Source organism: Rathayibacter sp. VKM Ac-2759 (assembly GCF_009834225.1).
GTDB lineage: Bacteria > Actinomycetota > Actinomycetes > Actinomycetales > Microbacteriaceae > Rathayibacter.
Map to the genome: position 1 here is coordinate 2886594 of NZ_CP047176.1, position 18707 is coordinate 2905300.

Here is an 18707-nt window from a genome sequence, read left to right on the forward strand (position 1 = left end):
TTACGACGCGGCGGAGGGGGCGGTGGCCCGGGCGAGCGCCTCGGCGTCGAGGGCCTCCTCGGTCTCGCGCTCCCACGCGTCGCGCACGAGGCGGTACCAGAGGTAGAGCGCGAAGCCGGCGAAGACCACCCACTCGACGGCGTAGAAGACGTTGAGCCAGTTGAGCGAGACGTCGGTCTGCCGCGCCGGCGAGTCGATGGCCTCGAGCCCCTCGACCGGCTGGTCGACGACGACGTAGCCCTGGTAGACGTCCTCGGGAGGGTCGGGCCAGCGGTTGATCAGGGCGGGGATCGAGAGCGCGGTGAGGGTCAGCGGATCCGCGCCCTCGGCCGGCGCCTCCGCCGCCTCGTTCGCGACCAGCCGGCCCTCGAACGACGACGGAACCGTCTCGCTCCCGCTGTTCAGGCGCTCGGCGACCTCGCGGGCGGTGCCCTCGTCCGGCGTCCAGCCGTAGGCGACCACGAGATCCGCGGAGTCGGTGCGCGTGCGCGCGATCACCCACCAGCCCTCGTCGCCGCCGTTCAGGCGTCCGCCGAGCACCTCGGCGCCGCCCGGGACGAGAGTGGAGGAGGCCGCCACGCGCTGGCCGTCGGCGGTGGCGGAGATCGGAGCGGAGGGCGCCGCGACCTCGTCGAGCGGCAGCACCGTCTCGGAGACACCGGAGTCGGGCGCCGCGGCGTCGACCGCGCGCCCGATCTGCCACTGGCCGAGCGCGGCGAAGAGGGCGGCGATCACGAGCGCGAGCAGCAGTGCGCCGATCCAGCGCGGACGCCGCGCGACCTGCCAGACCGTGCTCTGCGTCATGCGTCCCTCGTTCGTGCCGGATCCGCTCCCGAGCGCGGACCCGACGAGCCTAGCCGTCGCGGATGGGAGCTCCCGGGGATCAGTAGTCGGGTTCGACGGGGCGGCGCGGACGGATCGGCTCGCCTCCGTCGGACTGCTGCATCGCCTGGTCGATGAGGGCCTGGCGCATCGGGTCGGGGAACTCGTCGTCGAGCTCGTCCCGCTCGATCGGCCTCACCGGGACCGGGGTGGTCGCGACGCCGGAGGTGTCGGTGCCCTCCTGCGGAGCCGGCGCGCCCATCGCCGCCTCGACGAGCGCGAACTCCTCGTCCGCCATCGTCGTGCGTGCGGCCGGTGCCGGCCGGTGACGGCGCCGCGACAGGAGGAGTCCGATGCTCTCCGACCGCGACGCGAGGATCGGCCCGACGATCGCCATGATCAGCACGTAGAGGCCGGCGAACGGCTGGATCCGCTCGTCGAGGCCCGCCGAGAGCGACAGCGTCGCCAGGATCAGCGCGAACTCGCCCCGGTTGTGCAGGATGAACGCCGCGTTCAGCCCGGCGCGCGGACCGAGCTTGTTGAGCCAGGCGACGAACTGACCGGCGCCGAGGTTGAGCACGATGGTCATGACGGCGGCGGCGATCACCGGCACGACGACGGCCGGGAACGCGCTCGGGTCGAGGCCGAGGCCGAAGTTCACGAAGAAGAACGCGCCGAACACGTCGCGGAGCGGGATGGCGATGTGCTCGACGCGCGAGCGGAACCGCGTGGCTCCGATCACCAGCCCGATCAGGAACGCGCCGATCGCGTCGGTGACGCCGAGCACCTCGCCGATGCCGCCGAAGAGCAGGGCGAGGCCGAAGAAGAGGATGGTGAACAGCTCGTCGTCACGGGTGCGGAACAGCCTCGAGACGACGCGCCCGCCCCAGCGCGCGATCGTGAACATCACGACCAGGAACGCGAACGCGATCAGCAGCTTGAGGACGACCGGCCACGGCTCGGTCTCGCCCGAGAGCACGACCGACACGATCGCGAGGTAGACCGCGATGAAGATGTCCTCGACGACGGTGACGCCCAGGATCATCGGAGTCTCGGGGTTGGCCAGCCGCTTGAGCTCGATCAGCAGCTTGGTGACGATGGCACTGGAGCTCGTCGCGGTGATGCCGGCGACGACGAGCGCCTCCTGACTCCCCCAGCCCAGCAGGAACCCGAAGCCGAGCCCGGCCGCCATGTTGACGCCGATGTAGGTGCCGCCGGAGAGGATGAGCCGCCCGGCGTTGCCGAAGAACTCGTCCTGGTCGAACTCGAGTCCGAGGTTGAAAAGCAGCAGGATCAGACCGAAGACGGCCGTCAGCTCGATGTAGGTGGAGTCGAAGTCGAGCGGGAACCAGTGGAAGTTCGGGCTCGCGAGGAGGCCGACGACCATGTAGATGGGGATCGCCGGGAGCCCGATCGTCCGCCCCAGGCGGCCGAGGACGTAGGCGACGACGAACAGGATGCCCAGGACGATGAGGTCTTCGCCGTGGTGCATCCTCAGACCCCGGGCGGCGTCTCGGGGGCCTTGGCGAAGACGCCGGAGCGGAAGAAGGAGAACGCCTTGGCGACCTTCTCCGGGCTGCCCGCGACCACGAGGGTGTCGCCGGGGAACACGCGGAAGTCGGGCGCCGGCGCGGGGTTGGCCGCGTCGCCGCGGACCACGGCCACCACCGTGAGCCCGACGATCCCGCGGTCGGCGGGCTTGCCGAGCTGCTGCCCGGCGATGTGGTCGTCGTAGTCGACGGTGAACCAGTCGATCGAGAGGCCGGGGATCTGGTCGAGCGCGGTGAGCGACTCCGTGATCTGGGTGCCGCCGAGCAGCTCGGCCAGGGTGTGCGCCTCGTCGTCGTTGAGGCGGAGGCTCACCTTGGCGCCGTCCTGGTCGCCCTCCGCGAACGTGATCAGGTCGCTGTGGCCGGAGCGGTGGGCGATGACGCCGACCTTGCCCCCGTCGGCCGTCAGGAACGTGTGCAGAACGCCGACTCCGGGCAGCTTGACCCTGCGGACCTCGACCATGCGTGCTCCATCCGCGCCTCGCGGCGCTCCTACCTCGGGGACCCTCCCAGCTTAGGCGCGCCCACCGTCGCCCCCGCGGCCGTTCGCCGGAGGGGAACGCCGAGGGAACCCCCATCCGTCGAGGCCGCCCGTTGCAGCGGTCCCTCTCGACGGTCCGGGGTTCCCTCGAGCGGTGAGGCGTCAGCTGGGCTGGTAGGGCGCGACGACGACCTCGACGCGCTGGAACTCCTTGAGGTCGGAGTAGCCGGTGGTCGCCATCGAGCGGCGGAGCGCTCCGATCAGGTTGGCGGTGCCGTTCGAGTCGGTCGCGGGGCCGTAGAGGACCTGCTCGAGGGTGCCGACCGTGCCGACCTGCACGCGGCGGCCGCGGGGAAGCTGCTGGTGGTGCGCCTCCTGGCCCCAGTGCCAGCCGCCGCCGGGAGCGTCGGTGGCGCGCGCGAGAGCCGATCCGAGCATGACGGCGTCGGCGCCGACCGCCACGGCCTTCACGATGTCGCCGGACGTGCCGAGGCCGCCGTCGGCGATGACGTGCACATAGCGTCCGCCCGACTCGTCGAGGTAGTCGCGGCGAGCGCCGGCGACGTCGGCGACCGCGGTCGCCATCGGAGCCTGGATGCCCAGCGTGGCGCGCGTGGTCGACGCGGCGCCGCCTCCGAAGCCGACGAGCACGCCCGCCGCTCCGGTGCGCATGAGGTGCAGGGCGGCCGTGTAGGTCGAGGCCCCGCCGACGATCACGGGCACGTCGAGCTCGTAGATGAACTTCTTGAGGTTGAGCGGCTCCTTGTCGCGCGAGACGTGCTCGGCCGACACGGTGGTGCCGCGGATGACGAACACGTCGACTCCCGCGTCGACGACCGTCTGGTACAGCTCGGCGGTGCGCTGCGGCGACAGGGCGCCGGCGACCGTCACGCCCGCGGCGCGGATCTCGTTGAGGCGCGCCGTCACCAGCTCGGGCTTGATCGGCTCCGAGTAGATCTCCTGCATGCGCTGCGTCGCGCGCTCGGCGGGCAGCTCGCGGATCTCGGCGAGCAGCGGCTCCGGGTCCTCGTAGCGCGTCCACAGACCCTCGAGGTCGAGCACCCCGAGCGCCCCGAGCCGCCCGAGCGTGATGGCCGTCGCGGGCGACACCACCGAGTCCATCGGCGCCGCGAGGATCGGAGTCTCGAACTGGTAGGCGTCGATCGCCCACTTCACCGACACCACTTCGGGATCCCTCGTCCGCCGGCTCGGGACGACGGCGATGTCGTCGAAGGCGTAGGCACGGCGGGCGCGCTTGCTTCGCCCGATCTCGATCTCAGTCACCGGACGAGTTTACCGGTGCTCGCCGGCCACGCGCCTCACTGCGCTCGTTGCACGGCCGCGGTCGGCCTCCCGACGTGGTCACGTGCGCCCGTTCGGCGCACGCCCGGACGCAGTCGCGGTGGGCGAAGCCCACTCGCGCTGCCGAGAGCAGACGCAGTCGCGGTGGGCGAAGCCCACTCGCGCTGCCGAGAGCAGGCGCAGTCGCGGCGAGGCTCCGCCTCGCTCGCGCTGCGTCCCTCGGTCACCAGCAGGCTGCCGCGCCTCCGGGAGAGGTGGCGGATCGCGACGGCGGCCCCTCCGGCGTGGTGGGCGTATGGGCCGAAGGCCCATCGGGCAGAGGGGCCGCCGTCGCGATCCGCCGCCGGCCCCTCACCAGAAGCAGACCCTCAGCGCCGGTAGTTCGGCGCCTCCACCACCATCTGCACATCATGCGGATGCGACTCCTTGAGCCCCGCCGCCGTGATCCGCACGAACTTCCCGCGCTCCTTGAGCTCCGAGATCGTCCGCGCCCCCACGTAGAACATCGACTGCCGCAGCCCGCCGGCGAGCTGGTACGCCACGTTCGCGAGCGGTCCGCGGTACGGCACCTGCCCCTCGATGCCCTCGGCGATCAGCTTGTCGTCGGTCGGCACGTCCGACTGGAAGTAGCGGTCCTTCGAGTAGGAGGTGCGCTCGCCGCGGGTCTGGAGGGCGCCGAGGGAGCCCATGCCGCGGTAGTTCTTGAACTGCTTGCCGTTCTGGAAGACGAGGTCGCCGGGGCTCTCCTCGCAGCCGGCGAGGAGCGAGCCGAGCATGACGGTGTCGGCGCCGGCCACGAGGGCCTTGGCGATGTCTCCGGAGTACTGGAGGCCGCCGTCGGCGATGACCGGGACGCCGGCCTCGCGGGCGGCGAGGGACGCCTCGTAGACGGCGGTGACCTGGGGCACGCCGACGCCCGCGACGACGCGCGTGGTGCAGATCGAGCCGGGGCCGACTCCGACCTTGATGGCGTCGGCGCCGGCGTCGACGAGCGCCTGGGCGCCGGAGCGGGTGGCGACGTTGCCGCCGATGACGTCGACTCCTGCGAAGGCGGGGTCGGCCTTGAGGCGGCGGATGATGTCGAGGACGCCGGCGGAGTCGCCATTGGCCGTGTCGACGACGATCACGTCGACTCCGGCCTCGAGGAGTGCGGTGGCGCGCTGCCAGGCGTCGCCGAAGAAGCCGATGGCGGCCCCGACGCGGAGGCGTCCGGAGGCGTCCTTCGTGGCGTTGGGGTACTGCTCCGACTTGTCGAAGTCCTTGACCGTGATGAGCCCGGCGAGCTTGCCCTGCTCGTCCACGAGGGGCAGCTTCTCGATCTTGTGCTGCGCGAACAGCGCGATGACCTCGCTGTCGGGGATGCCGACGCGACCGGTGATGAGTCCGGAGCTGGTCATCACGTCGCGGACGAGGGTCGAGGCCTTCTCGAACGGCGAGACGAAGCGCATGTCGCGGTTGGTGATGATGCCGACGAGGACGCCGGTGGAGTCGACGACGGGGAGTCCGCTGATGCGGTACTGCCCGCAGAGCTCGTCGACCTGGGCGACGGTCGCGTCGGGGGTCGTGGTGACGGGGTTCGAGACCATCCCCGACTCGCTGCGCTTCACGCGGTCGACCTGGTCGGCCTGGTCGGCGATCGAGAGGTTGCGGTGCAGGATGCCGATCCCGCCCTGGCGCGCCATGGCGATCGCCATCCGCGCCTCGGTGACCGTGTCCATGGCCGCCGAGAGGAGGGGGGTGGCGACGGTGATCCGCTTGGTGAGCCGGGAGGTCGTGTCGGCCTCGCTCGGGATGACGTCGGTGTGCCCGGGGAGGAGCATGACGTCGTCGTAGGTGAGTCCGAGGAATCCGAAGGGATCCGGCTGGTCCATCAAGGCCCCTTAATCAGGTCGACAGCGGCTGCCCGGGAGGAGGGAGGAGGGCGTCCGGTCCCGAGTGCCCGGATGCTCAATCTTAAGCGCCGGGGCGGGCCGTCTATTCCGCAGGGACGGAGGGCCAGGAGCGCAAGCACTGCGGTTCCCGCACGCGGGAGCGCTCTCCGCCCCGCATAATGTCGTCACGCGTACGTGCCGACGGGGAAACACCACCGACACATGCGGAACGTATGGTCAACCAACGTTGTTTGACGACGGCGATTCGGCCCTGCCCGGAGACCCCATCCGTCTGTGCACCCTGACGAGAGGTAGACGTCTTGCTCACAGCCAGCCGTTCGACGCGCCACAAGCGCTCGACGACCCTGCATCCGACGGACCGGGAGGCGCCCCGTGGATAGGAGACCCCCGCGATTCCGCGTCGTCCGCGACCGCCTGCTCGCGCTCGGCCTGCTCGCCGCGACCCTCACCGGTCTCGCCGCCGCCGCGCCCGCCGCACTCGCCGAAACGACCGCCGACCAGTCGATCATCGCCTGGGTCCGCGTCCAGGGCACGAACGAGAACCTCGCCGGCGTGACCGTCGAGATCGCCGGTGACGCCTCCGCGACGGTGACCACCGGCGACGACGGCCGGGCCACGTTCCCGCTCGACGCCGCGGGCACGTACACCGTGACGGTCGACGAGCAGACGCTCCCCGCCGACAAGGGCTACCCGGCCGCCGGTCAGAACCCGAAGGAGGTGAAGATCGTCGCCTCGCAGAACCAGATCGTGAACTTCATCGTCTCGACGGCGAACCCGATCGGCTCCGGGGCGACCGCACCGGTCCCGACGGACTCCGCGTCCCCCACCACTCCCGCCACCGAGGGCACCACCGGCAACGGCGCGACCAACCCCGACGGCACCTCGAACGCGATCACGCCGCCCGTGTCGGCCGACACCTTCTGGATCATCTTCTGGCCCAAGGTCGTCACCGGTCTGATCTTCGGCCTCCTGATCGCCCTCGCCGCGATCGGCGCCTCGCTGATCTACGGCGTGACGGGGCTGAACAACTTCGCCCACGGCGAGCTGGTCACCTTCGGCGCCCTGATGGCCTACCTCTTCTCGGGCGTCTTCGGGCTGCCCGCGCTGCTCGCGATCCCGTTAGCGGTGATCCTCGGAGGCGCCTTCGGCTTCGCGCAGGACGGCCTGCTCTGGAAGCCGCTGCGCAAGAAGGGCATCCAGCTGATCCCGCTGATGATCGTCACGATCGGCCTCTCGCTCGCGCTGCGCTACACCTTCGTGTTCTTCTTCGGCGCCGACCGCCTGTCGCTCCCCAACAGCACCGCTCCGTTCTTCACGGTGCCCGAGCTCGGGATCAGCCTGAAGTTCACCGACCTCGTCGGTGCGGTCGTCGGGGTCATCTGCATCGTGGGCGTCGCCCTGGTGCTGACCAAGACCAAGATCGGCAAGGCGATGCGCGCGGTGTCCGACAACCGGGCCCTCGCCTCCGCCTCGGGCATCAACGTCGAGCGCGTCATCCGAGTGGTCTGGGTGCTCTCGGGCGCCCTGGCCGCACTCGCGGGCGTCTACATCGGCTACTACCAGTCGCTGCGCTGGGACACCGGAGCGTCGATCCTGCTGCTGATCTTCGCGGCGATCACGCTCGGCGGGCTCGGCTCCGCCTACGGAGCGCTGGTCGGCTCGCTCATCATCGGCCTGATGATGAACATCTCGACGATCTGGATCCCGGAGAACCTCAAGTACGTGGCTCCGCTCGTCCTCATGATCATCATCCTGCTGGTCAGGCCGCAGGGAATCCTCGGTCGCAAGGAACGGATCGGCTGACACCATGAATCTCAACTTCATCTGGCTGGCGATCGGGCAGATCGTCGACCCCACCGTCGCCGCGTACGCGCTGGCGACCATCGGCCTGGTCATCCACTTCGGATTCACGGGACTGCTCAACTTCGGACAGGCCGGCTTCATGGCGGTGGGCGGCTACGCCTTCGCCATCACCTCGGTCAAGTTCGAGTGGCCCGTCTGGGGCTCCCTGCTCGCGACGATCGTCGCGGCGACGGTGTTCGCGCTGATCCTCGGCATCCCGACGCTGCGCCTGCGCGCCGACTACCTGTCGATCGTGACGATCGCGGCGGCCGAGATCATCCGGCTCTCGGTCAAGACGCCCGAGTTCTCGGCGGTCACCGGAGGCTCGGAGGGCATCAACGGCGCCGCCCGCGCCTTCAACGACCTCAACCCGCTCCCGGAGGGGCGCTGGGGCATCGGTGTCCTGACCTACTCCCAGGACCAGTGGTGGGTGCGCATCGTGGGCTGGACCCTCGTCCTGCTCGCCTGCCTCCTGGTGTTCCTCCTGATGCGCAGCCCCTGGGGCCGTGTCATCAAGGGCATCCGCGAGGACGAGGACGCCGTGCGCTCGCTCGGCAAGAACGTCTTCTCGTACAAGATCCAGGCACTGATCCTCGGCGGCGTGCTGGGCGGCCTGGCCGGAGCGCTGTTCATCCTGCCCCGCTCGCTGCAGCCCGACAACTACGGCACGCAGCTCACGTTCTTCCTCTACACGATCATGCTGCTGGGCGGTGCCGCGACGGTCTTCGGACCGGTCGTCGGCTCGATCATCTTCTGGGTCGTGCTGGGCCTGACCGACGGTCTCCTCACGCTCGGGATCGACACCGGGGTCCTCAACAACGACCTCATCCGCCTCACCACCGTGCAGACCGGCCCGATCCGGTTCATCGTGGTGGGGGTCGCGCTCATGCTCCTGGTGATCTTCAGACCCCAGGGGATCTTCGGCAAGAAGAAGGATCTCCACTTTGCCTAAAACGCCTGTCTCGGACATCACCGAGGACGAGATCGTCCCCGGGGTCAAGAAGAAGGACCCCATCGTCGTCGCCGACAGTGTCAGCCGGCGCTTCGGCGGCCTGACCGCGGTCGACGTGGCTCACGTCGAGATCCCCCGCGGCTCCATCACCGCCCTGATCGGCCCGAACGGTGCCGGCAAGACGACGTTCTTCAACCTGCTGACGGGCTTCGACAAGCCCAACACGGGCCGCTGGAACTTCAAGGGCAAGAACCTCGCGAACGTCCCCGCCTACAAGGTGTCGCGGATGGGCATGGTGCGCACGTTCCAGCTCACCAAGGCCCTCGGCGGCATGACGGTGCTCGAGAACATGCTCCTCGGGGCCAAGGGGCAGAAGGGCGAGAACATCTTCACCTCGCTCATCCGCCCGCTGTGGTCGAAGGAGGAGGAGTCGATCGAGGAGCGCGCGATCCGCCTGCTCGAGAAGTTCAAGCTCGACACCAAGAAGGACGACTACGCGTCGAGCCTCTCGGGCGGCCAGAAGAAGCTGCTCGAGATGGCGCGCGCGCTGATGTCGGATCCCGAGCTGGTCATGCTCGACGAGCCGATGGCCGGCGTGAACCCGGCGCTGACGCAGTCGCTCCTGGGGCACATCGTGAACCTGAAGGACGAGGGCATGACCGTGCTCTTCGTCGAGCACGACATGCACATGGTCAACACCATCGCCGACTGGGTGATCGTGATGGCCGAGGGCAAGGTCGTCGCGGAGGGTCCGCCCTCCACAGTCATGAACGACCAGGCCGTCATCGACGCCTACCTGGGCGCCCACCACGACACCGATCTCGGCACCGTCGAGGGACAGCTCGAGATCGCCGAGGAGATGGAGTCGGACCTCGTGCGCGAGGACGTCGAGAAGCAGGCGCAGGAGGCCGGCATCGTGCCGCCCGCCACGGCGCCCGCCTCTCCGGCGGTCGACTTCGGGAAGGACGAGAAATGAGCGTCGACACGCAGAACACCCTCGAGACGCACGACCTCCACGCGGGGTACGTGCCGGGAGTGAACATCCTGAACGGCTCGAACGTCTACGTGAAGAAGGGCGAGCTCGTCGGCATCATCGGCCCCAACGGCGCCGGCAAGTCGACCCTCCTGAAGGCGATGTTCGGGCTGGTCAACATCCGGCAGGGCACGGTGATCCTGAACGGCGAGGACATCACCGGGCAGAAGGCCGACAAGCTGGTCTCGAAGGGCGTCGGCTTCGTGCCGCAGAACAACAACGTCTTCCCGTCGCTCACCATCGAGGAGAACCTCGAGATGGGCGTCTACCAGAAGCCGAAGACGTACCGCGAGCGCCTCGAGTTCGTCACCGAGCTGTTCCCGGAGCTGTCCAAGCGCCTCAAGCAGCGCTCGGGCTCGCTCTCGGGCGGCGAGCGCCAGATGGTGGCGATGTCCCGGGCCCTGATGATGGACCCGTCGATGCTGCTGCTGGACGAGCCGAGCGCCGGCCTCTCGCCGATGCGCCAGGACGAGACGTTCGTCAACGTCCAGCGGATCAACCGGGCCGGGGTGTCGATCATGATCGTCGAGCAGAACGCGCGCCGCGCGCTGCAGATCTGCGACCGCGGCTACGTGCTCGACCAGGGTCGCGACGCCTACGAGGGCAAGGGGCGCGAGCTCATGAACGACCCCAAGGTGATCGAGCTCTACCTCGGCACGCTCGCGACGACCAACGAGGTCACCACGAGCACGCCCACCGTCGGCGGCTGAGTCCGCCGCACCGCCAGGGGCCCGTCGTCCGCCGAGAGGCGACGGCGGGCCCTCTGCGTCCCCCGGGAGGAGCCGGATGCGCCGCCTCGCGTCAGCGCTCGTGATCGCCGCCCTGGCGGCGCTCCTCGCCGGCTGCGCTCCCGGGCCCGCGACGCGGCTCCCCGAGGGCGTGAGCGTCAGCATCCGGCAGAACCGCGACGACTACGGTCCGAGGCGCCTCGAGGTGCTCGTCGAGAACGGCACCGGCGCTCCGCTCGACGTCTGGGAGGCGCGGTTCGACTCCACCGCCTTCACCGAGGCGGTCGTCACCGAGGAGCCGACGACGGTCCGCGCCGGGACGACCACCGCGATGCGCCTCCTGCTCGCCTCCCCCGACTGCTCCACCGAGTCGCCGGAGTCGTCCGTGCGGCTCGCCTACACGCAGGGCGCCGTGTCGGGCACGGCGACGCTCTCCCCCGACGATCCGTTCGGCAGCATCGACCGCATCCACGACGAGGACTGCCTCGCCGAGCGCGTGGCCGGCATCGTCGCGATCCTCCCGGGCGAGGAGGTCGTCGTCGCCCAGGAGGACGGCCGGGCGGTCGCCCATCTCGCCCTCACCCTCACCCCGGCAGGAGGGCCCGGCACCGTGTCGATCGGAGGCGTCGCGCGCACGATCCTGCTGCGCCCCGCCTCCGGTGCCGACTCCTGGCCGGCCGGCGCGCGCCTCGACGCCGGCTCCGCACCGGTCGTGCTCGACCTCGCGATCGTCCCGAGCAACTGCAGCACGCACACGGTCTCGGAGGACAAGCGCGGCACCTTCCTGCCGGTCTCGGTCGCGATCGACGGCGGCGCCTCCGGGGTCGTCCCGATCGGCGTGAGCGACGCCGTGCGGGGCGCGCTGTACGACTACATCGCCACCGACTACTGCCGCTGGTGACGCACGTCGGACGAGAGGAACTCTCCGATCCAGCACCCCCCGTCCAAGGGACGGTTCGAGGGGGGCTGTGAAGTAATTTTGGTGACAGAGACGTCGCTCCCGACAGGACGCGCGGTCCCTCTCCTCCTGATCGGAGGCGGGTTCCGCCCCCGGCGGGGAGGCGGATCCGTCAGACGGCCGGCGCTGGAGCGCCCCGTGCCGACCGCCTTCGAAGGAGCCGCCATGAAGAGCTACACCCCTGCACCCGTCGACCTCGGCGCCACCTTCGGAACCGGTGCGATCGGCGACTACGACCGCTGGACGGTCGTCGGGGTGTACGCGCAGGTCGTCATCGCTGAGACCACCGGCGGCAAGCGCCGCAACTACAGCCGCTCGTTCGTCACCTACCGCCTCGCCCAGGAGGCGGAGCTGCTGCGCGCCTCCTAGGCGGCATCGATCGCGCGGCGCCGCGTCAGGCCGACCCGCGCTCGATCAGCTCGGTGGGCAGGATGATCGCCGCCGGCTTCTCCCCCGCGATGCTCTGCAGCAGGAGCCTCACCATCTCGGAGCTGATCCGCCCGAACGGCTGCCGCATCGTCGTGAGCGCGGGCTCCGTCGAGAGCGCGACGCTCGAGTCGTCGAAGCCGCCGACCGACACGTCCTCCGGCACCCGCCGACCCGCCCGCTGCAGGGCGTCGATCGCGCCGGCCGCCATCCGGTCGTTGGCCGCGAACACCGCGTCGAGATCGGGGCGCGCCTCGATCAGCTCGGTCATCGCCCGGTCGCCGCTCAGCCGGCTGTAGTCGCCGTAGCGGACGAGGGTCTCGTCGTAGTCCTCGCCCAGCTCGCGCCGGTAGCCGGCGAGGCGGGTGAGGCCTCCGGGGGTGTCCCGGGGACCCGCGATCGTCGCGACCCGACGGCGGCCCTTCGAGCGGAGGAACGCGACCATCTCGCGCGCACCCTCCTCGTCGTCGGCGGCCACGTAGCCCATCCGCTTCTCGTAGCCGAGCGGGATGCCGCAGGCGATGGCGGGCACGGCGAGGTCCTGGATCTCGCGCAGGAGTCCCTGCCCGCCGTGCGCCGAGACCAGGAGCACGCCGTCGACGTGCCCGGCGCCGAGGTAGGCGAGCGCGCGCTTCTGCTCGGCGGTGCTGCCCGCCATGATCAGCACGAGCGACACCGCGCGCTCGGCGAGGGCCGCGGCGGCTCCCGTCAGCAGCGTCGAGAAGTTCGGGTCCTCGAACAGCAGCTGGTGCTCCTCGGTGAGCAGGAACGCCACCGAGTCGGTCCGGTTGGTCGCGAGGCTGCGCGCGTGCGGATTGACGCGGTAGCCGGTCTTCTTGATCGCCGCCTCGACCGCGAGCTTCGCGTCGGGGCTGACCCACTTGCCTCCGTTGAGGACGCGGGACACCGTGCCGCGCGAGACGCCCGCCTCGAGGGCGACGTGCTCGATCGTCGGACGCTGGCGGCCGGAGGCGGTGGTCACCCGGTCAGCTTAGGGTGCGGCGACGCTGCAGCCGACGTCACGCCTTCACCGCGCCCGCGGCGAGGTCGACCTTCCAGAACCGCTGCAGGACCAGGAAGATCGCGATCAGCGGGATGACCGACAGCAGCGCCCCGGTGATCACCAGCGTGTAGAGCGACGGCGCGGAGGCGCCCTGGTTGAGCAGGCCGTTCAGCCCGACGGTGAGCGGGAACAGCTCGTCGTTGCCGAGCATGATGTACGGCAGCATGAAGTTGTTCCAGATCGCGACGAACTGGAAGAGGAAGATCGTGACCAGACCCGGCAGCAGCATCGGCGTCGCGATCCTGGAGAAGATGTACATCTCGCCGGCGCCCTCGGTGCGGGCCGCCTCGATCACGTCAGTGGGGACGGCCGCGGCGGCGTAGATCCGCGCCAGGTAGATGCCGTAGGGGCTGATGATCTGCGGCAGCAGCACACCCCAGAAGGTGTTCGTGAGCCCGACGTTCGCGAGCAGGAAGTACTGCGGGATGGCCAGGATGACGCCCGGCACGAGCACGCCCATCAGCAGGACGTTGAACACGGCCTTCTTGCCCGGGAACTCGAACTTCGCGAGCACGTAGCCCGACAGCGCCGAGATCCAGGTGGAGGCGATCGCGCCGATCCCCGCGTAGAGCGCGGTGTTCAGCATCCAGCGCCAGAAGAGGCCGTCGCGGTACGAGGTGAGCGCGACGATGTTGTCGATCAGGTGCGAGCTCGGCGCGAGGGTGAACGTCGAGAAGAGCTCGCCGCCGTCCTTCGTCGAGGCCATCAGCACCCAGAACACGGGGAACAGGCAGTAGATCGCGCCGACGAGGAGGATCCCGGTCGAGATCGCGCTCGGCCGCTCGCGGCGGGCGAGGGGTGAGCGGGGGGTGGTGGCTGCGGCGCCGGGGCGCGTGGCGAGAGCGGTCATGGGTCAGTCCTCCTGTCCGAAGGCTCGCTTCTGCACGACCCGGAGGAAGAGGAAGGAGATGATGAAGGTGGCCAGGGCGATCACGACGGAGGTCGCCGCGGCGGAGTAGATGTCGTCACGGGTGAAGGCGTCGCGGTAGACGAGCATGAGCGGCGACCAGCTGGTCGAGAGGCTGTTGGTGAGGGGCCGCAGCGTCGTCGGCTCGGCGAAGACCTGCAGGGTCGCGACCATCGAGAACAGCGCCGTCATCACGAGCGCGGGCGCGAGGATCGGGATCTTGATGCGCAGTGCGATCTGGACCTCGCTCGCCCCGTCGATCCGGGCCGCCTCGTAGATGTCGCTCGAGACCGCCTTCAGCGACGTGTAGATGACGATCATGTTGAAGCCGACGCCACCCCACAGCGCGATGTTGGCGATGCCGAAGATCACGGCTCCGGAGGAGAGCAGGCTCGGCGCATCCCAGCCGAGGCGCTCGAAGACGTAGTAGAAGGGGCTGACGGCCGGGAGGTAGAGGAAGCCCCAGAGCAGCGAGCTGATGACGGCGGGCACCGCGTAGGGCAGGAAGATCGAGATCCGCGAGAAGCCGACGGCGCGGGTGCGCTTCGAGTCGAGCAGCAGCGCGAACAGCAGGGCGAGGCCCAGCATGCACGGGATGAGGATGAGGCCGTACAGCAGCACGCGGCCCACGCTCGCCGCGAACTCGGGGTCGGACAGCGCCGAGACGTAGTTCTCGACACCGGCGAACACCTGCTTCTGCGCACCCGAGCCGAGCCCGAGTCCGGTGACCTGCTTCTTCTGGAAGCTGAGGAACAGCGTGTAGAAGATGGGCGCCGCCATGAAGGCGACGAAGAGCAGGATGCCGGGCGCGAGCATCGCGTACGGCACCCCGACGCGCGAGCGCCAGCCCGCGCGGCCCCGGGAGGCGGGTCGGCCCCGGCGCCTCGGCGGCGCGGCGCCGTCGGCGGGTCGGCTGATCGTGGGAGCGGTCATCGCTGGTCCTCGTCCTGCTTGCTGTGTGGTTCGGTGCCGGCGGGCGTCGCCGCGCGGGGTGGGGCGGGGCGGAGGCGGGAGTGGCGACTCCCGCCTCCGTCACCGCTACTTCACGGAGAAGCCGCTGGAGACCAGGTCGTCCTCGGTGATCGACTGCATCGACGCGACGGCGTCGACGAAGGCCTGCTTCGTCTTCGCGTCGGCGGCCTTGGCGAACTCGTCGTTGTACGCGCTGAAGGCGACGTTGACGTTGGGTCCGTAGGTGAACGACGACACGGAGTCGGCGGCCTCGGCCGCGACGTCGTAGAAGTCGGCCTGGGTGCTGAAGAACTCGGGCGACGTCGTCAGCGCGTCCGCGGCCGCGGTGGTCGCGGCGGGGTAGACGCCCGAGATGTCGGCGAGGGCGGCGACCGCCTCCGGGTCGCTGTTCAGCCAGGCGGCGAACTCGACCGCGGCGTCGACCTTGTCGGACTGCGTCGTGACGGCCGTGCTCGAGCCGCCCCAGTTGCCGTTCGAGGGCGCGGAGGCGTCCCACTGCGGCAGAGGAGCGGCGGTCCAGAGACCGGCGGTGTCGGGGGCGTTGCCGCCGAGGACACCGGGCGCCCAGACCGAGCTGATCCAGCCGACCTGCGAGCCGTCGTTCAGACCGGCGTTCCACTCGGGGGTGTACATCGGCTTGTTGTCGATGGCGCCCTCCTCGACGAGTCCGCCCCAGTAGTCGGCGACCTTCTCGGTGGGGCCGGCGTCGATGTCGACGCCCCAGCTCTGGTCGTCGATCGACCACCAGGAGGCACCGGCCTGCTGCGCGAGCCCGGCGAACCAGCCCGCGTCGTTGGCCGAGAACGTGCCGAGGTACTTCGACGGGTCGGCCTGGTGGACGGCGCGGGCGACCTCGGCGTACTCGTCCCAGGTCGTGGGGACCGAGAGGCCGAGGCTCTGCAGGATGTCGGTGCGGTAGTAGGCCATCATCGGGCCGGAGTCCTGCGGGATCGCGTAGACCGCGTCTCCACCCAGGGTGACCGACGACCAGACGCCGTCGGAGTACTCGCCGGCGAGGTCGTCCGAGATCTCGCCCGAGATGTCGGCGAGAGCGTCCGAGGCGACGAGGGTCGGGATCTTCTGGTACTCGGCCTGGATCAGGTCGGGGGCACCGCTGCCCGCCTTGATGGCGGTGAGCAGCTTCGTGATGGCGGGGTCGCCGCCGTCCTGCTTGTTGACCGTGACCTGGATCTCCGGGTGCTCCGAGTTCCAGATGTCGACGACCTGCTCGAGGTTCGGGGCCCAGGCCCAGTAGTTCAGTTCTACGGTTCCGGATCCGCTGTCATCGCCCGAGGCGGTGCAGCCGGTGAGTGCCAGGGCGGCGACGGCCGCGGTCGCGATGGCGGCCCTGCGGAGTGATGTGCGCATTCGTCCTCCTTGTCGAAAGTGCTGTGGATGTGGTGCACCGGGCGCTCCGACGGGAAGAGGACGACGGTGTGCCTGTGAGCGGTTACAGTTACACACGCTCGGACGGGAGCTGTCAACTCGGACATTTCGCGGGGTCGGCAGCGCCGCCGCCGCTCTAGCGGGTTCTGATCCGTGCTAGAACTGGGAGCGCACACAGTCAAAGGAGATCGACGCATGACCAGCGACCTCAGCACCCCCGTCGCGTCGGCGACGCAGGAGCACCCCCGCACCGCCGCCCTCGGCCGACCCGGACGGGCGCTGCTCGGCGGTCGCGCCGAGATCCGGTACGGGGGCGACTACAACCCCGAGCAGTGGCCGCGCGAGGTGTGGCGCGAGGACATCGCGCTCATGCGCAGCGCCGGGGTCAACCTCGTCAGCATCGGGATCTTCTCGTGGGCCCTCCTCGAGCCGCGCGAGGGCGAGTACGACTTCTCGTTCCTCGACGAGCTGATCGAGCTGCTGCACGACGCCGGCATCGACGTCGACCTCGCGACTCCGAGCGCCGCTCCCCCGGCCTGGTTCTGGACGAAGTACCCCGAGGCCCGCCCGGTCACCCGCGAGGGCGTCACCCTGGGCTGGGGCTCGCGCGGCATGGTGAGCCCGAGCTCGCCCGAGTACCGCGCCGCCTGCGTCGCCCTCACCGAGCGGCTCGCCGAGCGCTACGCCGCGCACCCCGCGGTCGTGCTCTGGCACGTGCACAACGAGTACGGCGCGCCGATCAGCGAGGACTACTCCGACGTCAGCGTCCGGGCCTTCCGCACCTGGCTCGCGCGCCGCTACGGCTCCCTCGAGGCGCTCAACGCGGCCTGGGGCACGCTGTTCTGGGGCCAGGTCTACGGCGAGTGGGACGAGATCGACGCCCCCCGCGTCTCGGCCAGCGTCGTCAACCAGACCCAGCGGCTCGACTTCGCGCGCTTCACCTCCGACGCGCTGCTCGAGTGCTTCCGCGCCGAGCGAGACGCCATCAAGCGCTTCGCCCCGGACACGCCCGTGACCACGAACTTCATGGCGACCAACTGCCCCTCCGTCGACCTGTGGAAGTGGCGTGACGAGGTCGACCTCGTCGCCAACGACCACTACCTCGTCGCCGAGCGCCGCGACAACCACGTCCTGCTGGCCATGGACGCCGACCTCACCCGCTCGCTCGCCGGCGGCGCCCCGTGGATCCTGATGGAGCACTCGACCTCGGCCGTGAACTGGCAGCCGCGCAACATCGCCAAGCGCCCCGGCGAGCTCGCGCGCAACAGCATGAGCCACCTCGCCCGCGGCGCGGACGCGATCCTGTACTTCCAGTTCCGCGCCTCGCGCTACGGAGCCGAGAAGTTCCACTCGGCGATGCTGCCGCACGCGGGTGTCGGCAGCCGGATCTGGAAGGAGGTCGTCGCCCTCGGCGACGAGCTCGCCGGGCTCTCGGAGGTGCTGGGCTCACGGGTCCGCGCCCGTGCCGCGATCCTCTGGGACTGGGAGTCGTTCTGGGCCCAGGACCTCGAGTGGCGGCCCTCGGTCGAGCTCGAGCACCGCGAGAGGGTCATCGCGTACTACACCGAGCTCTGGCGCCGCGGTGTGACCGTCGACTTCGCGCACCCGGGAGCCGACCTGTCGGGCTACGACATCGTGCTGGCCCCGGCGCTCTACCTGATCGACGACGCCTCGCGCGCGAACATCGAGGGCTACGTCCGCTCGGGCGGCACGTTCGTCGCCTCCTACTTCTCGGGCGTCGTCGACGAGAACGACGCCGTGCACGCGGGCGGCGCCCCGGGTGCGCTGCGCGAGGTGCTCGGAGTCGCGGTGCCGGAGTTCCTGCCGCTCTACGCCGATCAGGTGGTCACGCTGGGCTCCGGTGCGACGGCCACGGGCTGGGCCGAGGAGGTCGTGCTCGAGGGTGCCGACTCCGTCACCGACTACACCGACGGACCGGCCGCCGGCTCGCCCGCGGTCACGCGCCACCTCTACGGCACCGGCCGCTCGTGGTACGGGTCGACGCGGCTCTCCGGCGACGACCTCGGCGCCCTGGTCGAGGACGCCCTGCGGGACGCCGGCATCGAGGCGGTGCTCGGCGAAGCGGGACTCGAGACCGTCACGCGCTCGGGCGAGGAGGCCGACTTCGTGTTCCACCTCAACCACTCCGACGCCGACGTCACCGTCGCCGCGACGGGTGTCGAGCTGCTCACCGGCTCCGAGGCGACGGGCACCCTCGTCGTGCCGGCCGGCCTCGTGCGGGTGCTGCGCCGCCCGCGCTGACGCCCGCGCCTCCCGACGCCCCGCCCGACCACGCCGGTCCGGCGGGGCGTCGTCGTCGTGCCCGCGGGCGTTCTGCGGGCGGGAGCGCGCACGACGAAGGGGCCCGGTCCGAAGACCGAGCCCCTGGCGTC

At 70.3% G+C, this 18707-nt stretch carries 16 protein-coding genes; 7 read left to right on the forward strand and 9 right to left on the reverse strand.

What is annotated here, in order from left to right; genetic code table 11:
• The 5 genes from GSU68_RS13390 to guaB all read right to left on the reverse strand — a co-directional run bounded on the left by GSU68_RS13390 (nt 1) and on the right by guaB (nt 6026).
• Nucleotides 1–804 carry an SURF1 family cytochrome oxidase biogenesis protein gene (locus tag GSU68_RS13390; protein ID WP_159909117.1) on the reverse strand — a complete coding sequence of 268 codons (804 nt, stop codon included), beginning with the start codon at nt 802–804 and terminating at the stop codon, nt 1–3.
• A gap of 79 nt (nt 805–883) precedes the next feature.
• A complete protein-coding gene (locus GSU68_RS13395) occupies nt 884–2314 on the reverse strand; it encodes a cation:proton antiporter (RefSeq protein WP_159909119.1) in 1431 nt (476 codons plus the stop codon).
• Between the two features lie 2 nt (nt 2315–2316).
• Nucleotides 2317–2835 (reverse strand): TrkA C-terminal domain-containing protein, encoded by a 519-nt coding sequence (locus tag GSU68_RS13400; protein WP_159909121.1) that lies wholly within the window; start codon nt 2833–2835, stop codon nt 2317–2319.
• 180 nt (nt 2836–3015) lie between these two features.
• Complete coding sequence (locus GSU68_RS13405; protein WP_159909123.1) at nt 3016–4137, reverse strand: GuaB3 family IMP dehydrogenase-related protein; 1122 nt, start codon at nt 4135–4137, stop codon at nt 3016–3018.
• A gap of 386 nt (nt 4138–4523) precedes the next feature.
• Entirely contained in the window at nt 4524–6026 is a 1503-nt protein-coding gene (gene guaB / locus GSU68_RS13410; RefSeq protein WP_159909125.1) for an IMP dehydrogenase, read from the reverse strand.
• A gap of 393 nt (nt 6027–6419) precedes the next feature.
• On the opposite strand from guaB, the gene GSU68_RS13415 reads away from it, so the two are divergent.
• The 6 genes from GSU68_RS13415 to GSU68_RS13440 all read left to right on the forward strand — a co-directional run bounded on the left by GSU68_RS13415 (nt 6420) and on the right by GSU68_RS13440 (nt 11929).
• A complete protein-coding gene (locus GSU68_RS13415) occupies nt 6420–7850 on the forward strand; it encodes a branched-chain amino acid ABC transporter permease (RefSeq protein WP_244259282.1) in 1431 nt (476 codons plus the stop codon).
• A gap of 4 nt (nt 7851–7854) precedes the next feature.
• Complete coding sequence (locus GSU68_RS13420; protein WP_056037184.1) at nt 7855–8841, forward strand: branched-chain amino acid ABC transporter permease; 987 nt, start codon at nt 7855–7857, stop codon at nt 8839–8841.
• Nucleotides 8834–9817 (forward strand): ABC transporter ATP-binding protein, encoded by a 984-nt coding sequence (locus GSU68_RS13425; RefSeq protein ID WP_159909128.1) that lies wholly within the window; start codon nt 8834–8836, stop codon nt 9815–9817. Before GSU68_RS13420 ends, GSU68_RS13425 begins: the two co-directional genes overlap by 8 nt.
• Nucleotides 9814–10584, forward strand: a complete 771-nt coding sequence (locus GSU68_RS13430; RefSeq protein ID WP_159909130.1) for an ABC transporter ATP-binding protein — start codon at nt 9814–9816, stop codon at nt 10582–10584. Before GSU68_RS13425 ends, GSU68_RS13430 begins: the two co-directional genes overlap by 4 nt.
• A gap of 76 nt (nt 10585–10660) precedes the next feature.
• Nucleotides 10661–11503 (forward strand): hypothetical protein, encoded by an 843-nt coding sequence (locus GSU68_RS13435; protein WP_159909132.1) that lies wholly within the window; start codon nt 10661–10663, stop codon nt 11501–11503.
• Nucleotides 11504–11725: 222 nt separating this feature from the next.
• Entirely contained in the window at nt 11726–11929 is a 204-nt protein-coding gene (locus GSU68_RS13440; protein ID WP_056037195.1) for a hypothetical protein, read from the forward strand.
• Between the two features lie 25 nt (nt 11930–11954).
• On the opposite strand, the gene GSU68_RS13445 is transcribed toward GSU68_RS13440, so the two are convergent.
• The 4 genes from GSU68_RS13445 to GSU68_RS13460 form a co-directional block, all read right to left on the reverse strand.
• Entirely contained in the window at nt 11955–12968 is a 1014-nt protein-coding gene (locus GSU68_RS13445; protein ID WP_159909134.1) for a LacI family DNA-binding transcriptional regulator, read from the reverse strand.
• Nucleotides 12969–13005: 37 nt separating this feature from the next.
• Nucleotides 13006–13899: a carbohydrate ABC transporter permease gene (locus GSU68_RS13450; protein ID WP_159909136.1), complete on the reverse strand. Its 894-nt coding sequence runs from the start codon at nt 13897–13899 to the stop codon at nt 13006–13008.
• Between the two features lie 3 nt (nt 13900–13902).
• Nucleotides 13903–14772 (reverse strand): sugar ABC transporter permease, encoded by an 870-nt coding sequence (locus GSU68_RS13455; protein ID WP_244259505.1) that lies wholly within the window; start codon nt 14770–14772, stop codon nt 13903–13905.
• Nucleotides 14773–14994: 222 nt separating this feature from the next.
• Nucleotides 14995–16296 carry an extracellular solute-binding protein gene (locus GSU68_RS13460; protein ID WP_159909140.1) on the reverse strand — a complete coding sequence of 434 codons (1302 nt, stop codon included), beginning with the start codon at nt 16294–16296 and terminating at the stop codon, nt 14995–14997.
• Nucleotides 16297–16509: 213 nt separating this feature from the next.
• Between GSU68_RS13460 and GSU68_RS13465 the strand changes: the two genes are divergently transcribed.
• Nucleotides 16510–18576: a beta-galactosidase gene (locus GSU68_RS13465; RefSeq protein WP_159909142.1), complete on the forward strand. Its 2067-nt coding sequence runs from the start codon at nt 16510–16512 to the stop codon at nt 18574–18576.
• The last annotated feature ends 131 nt before the right edge of the window (nt 18577–18707 follow it).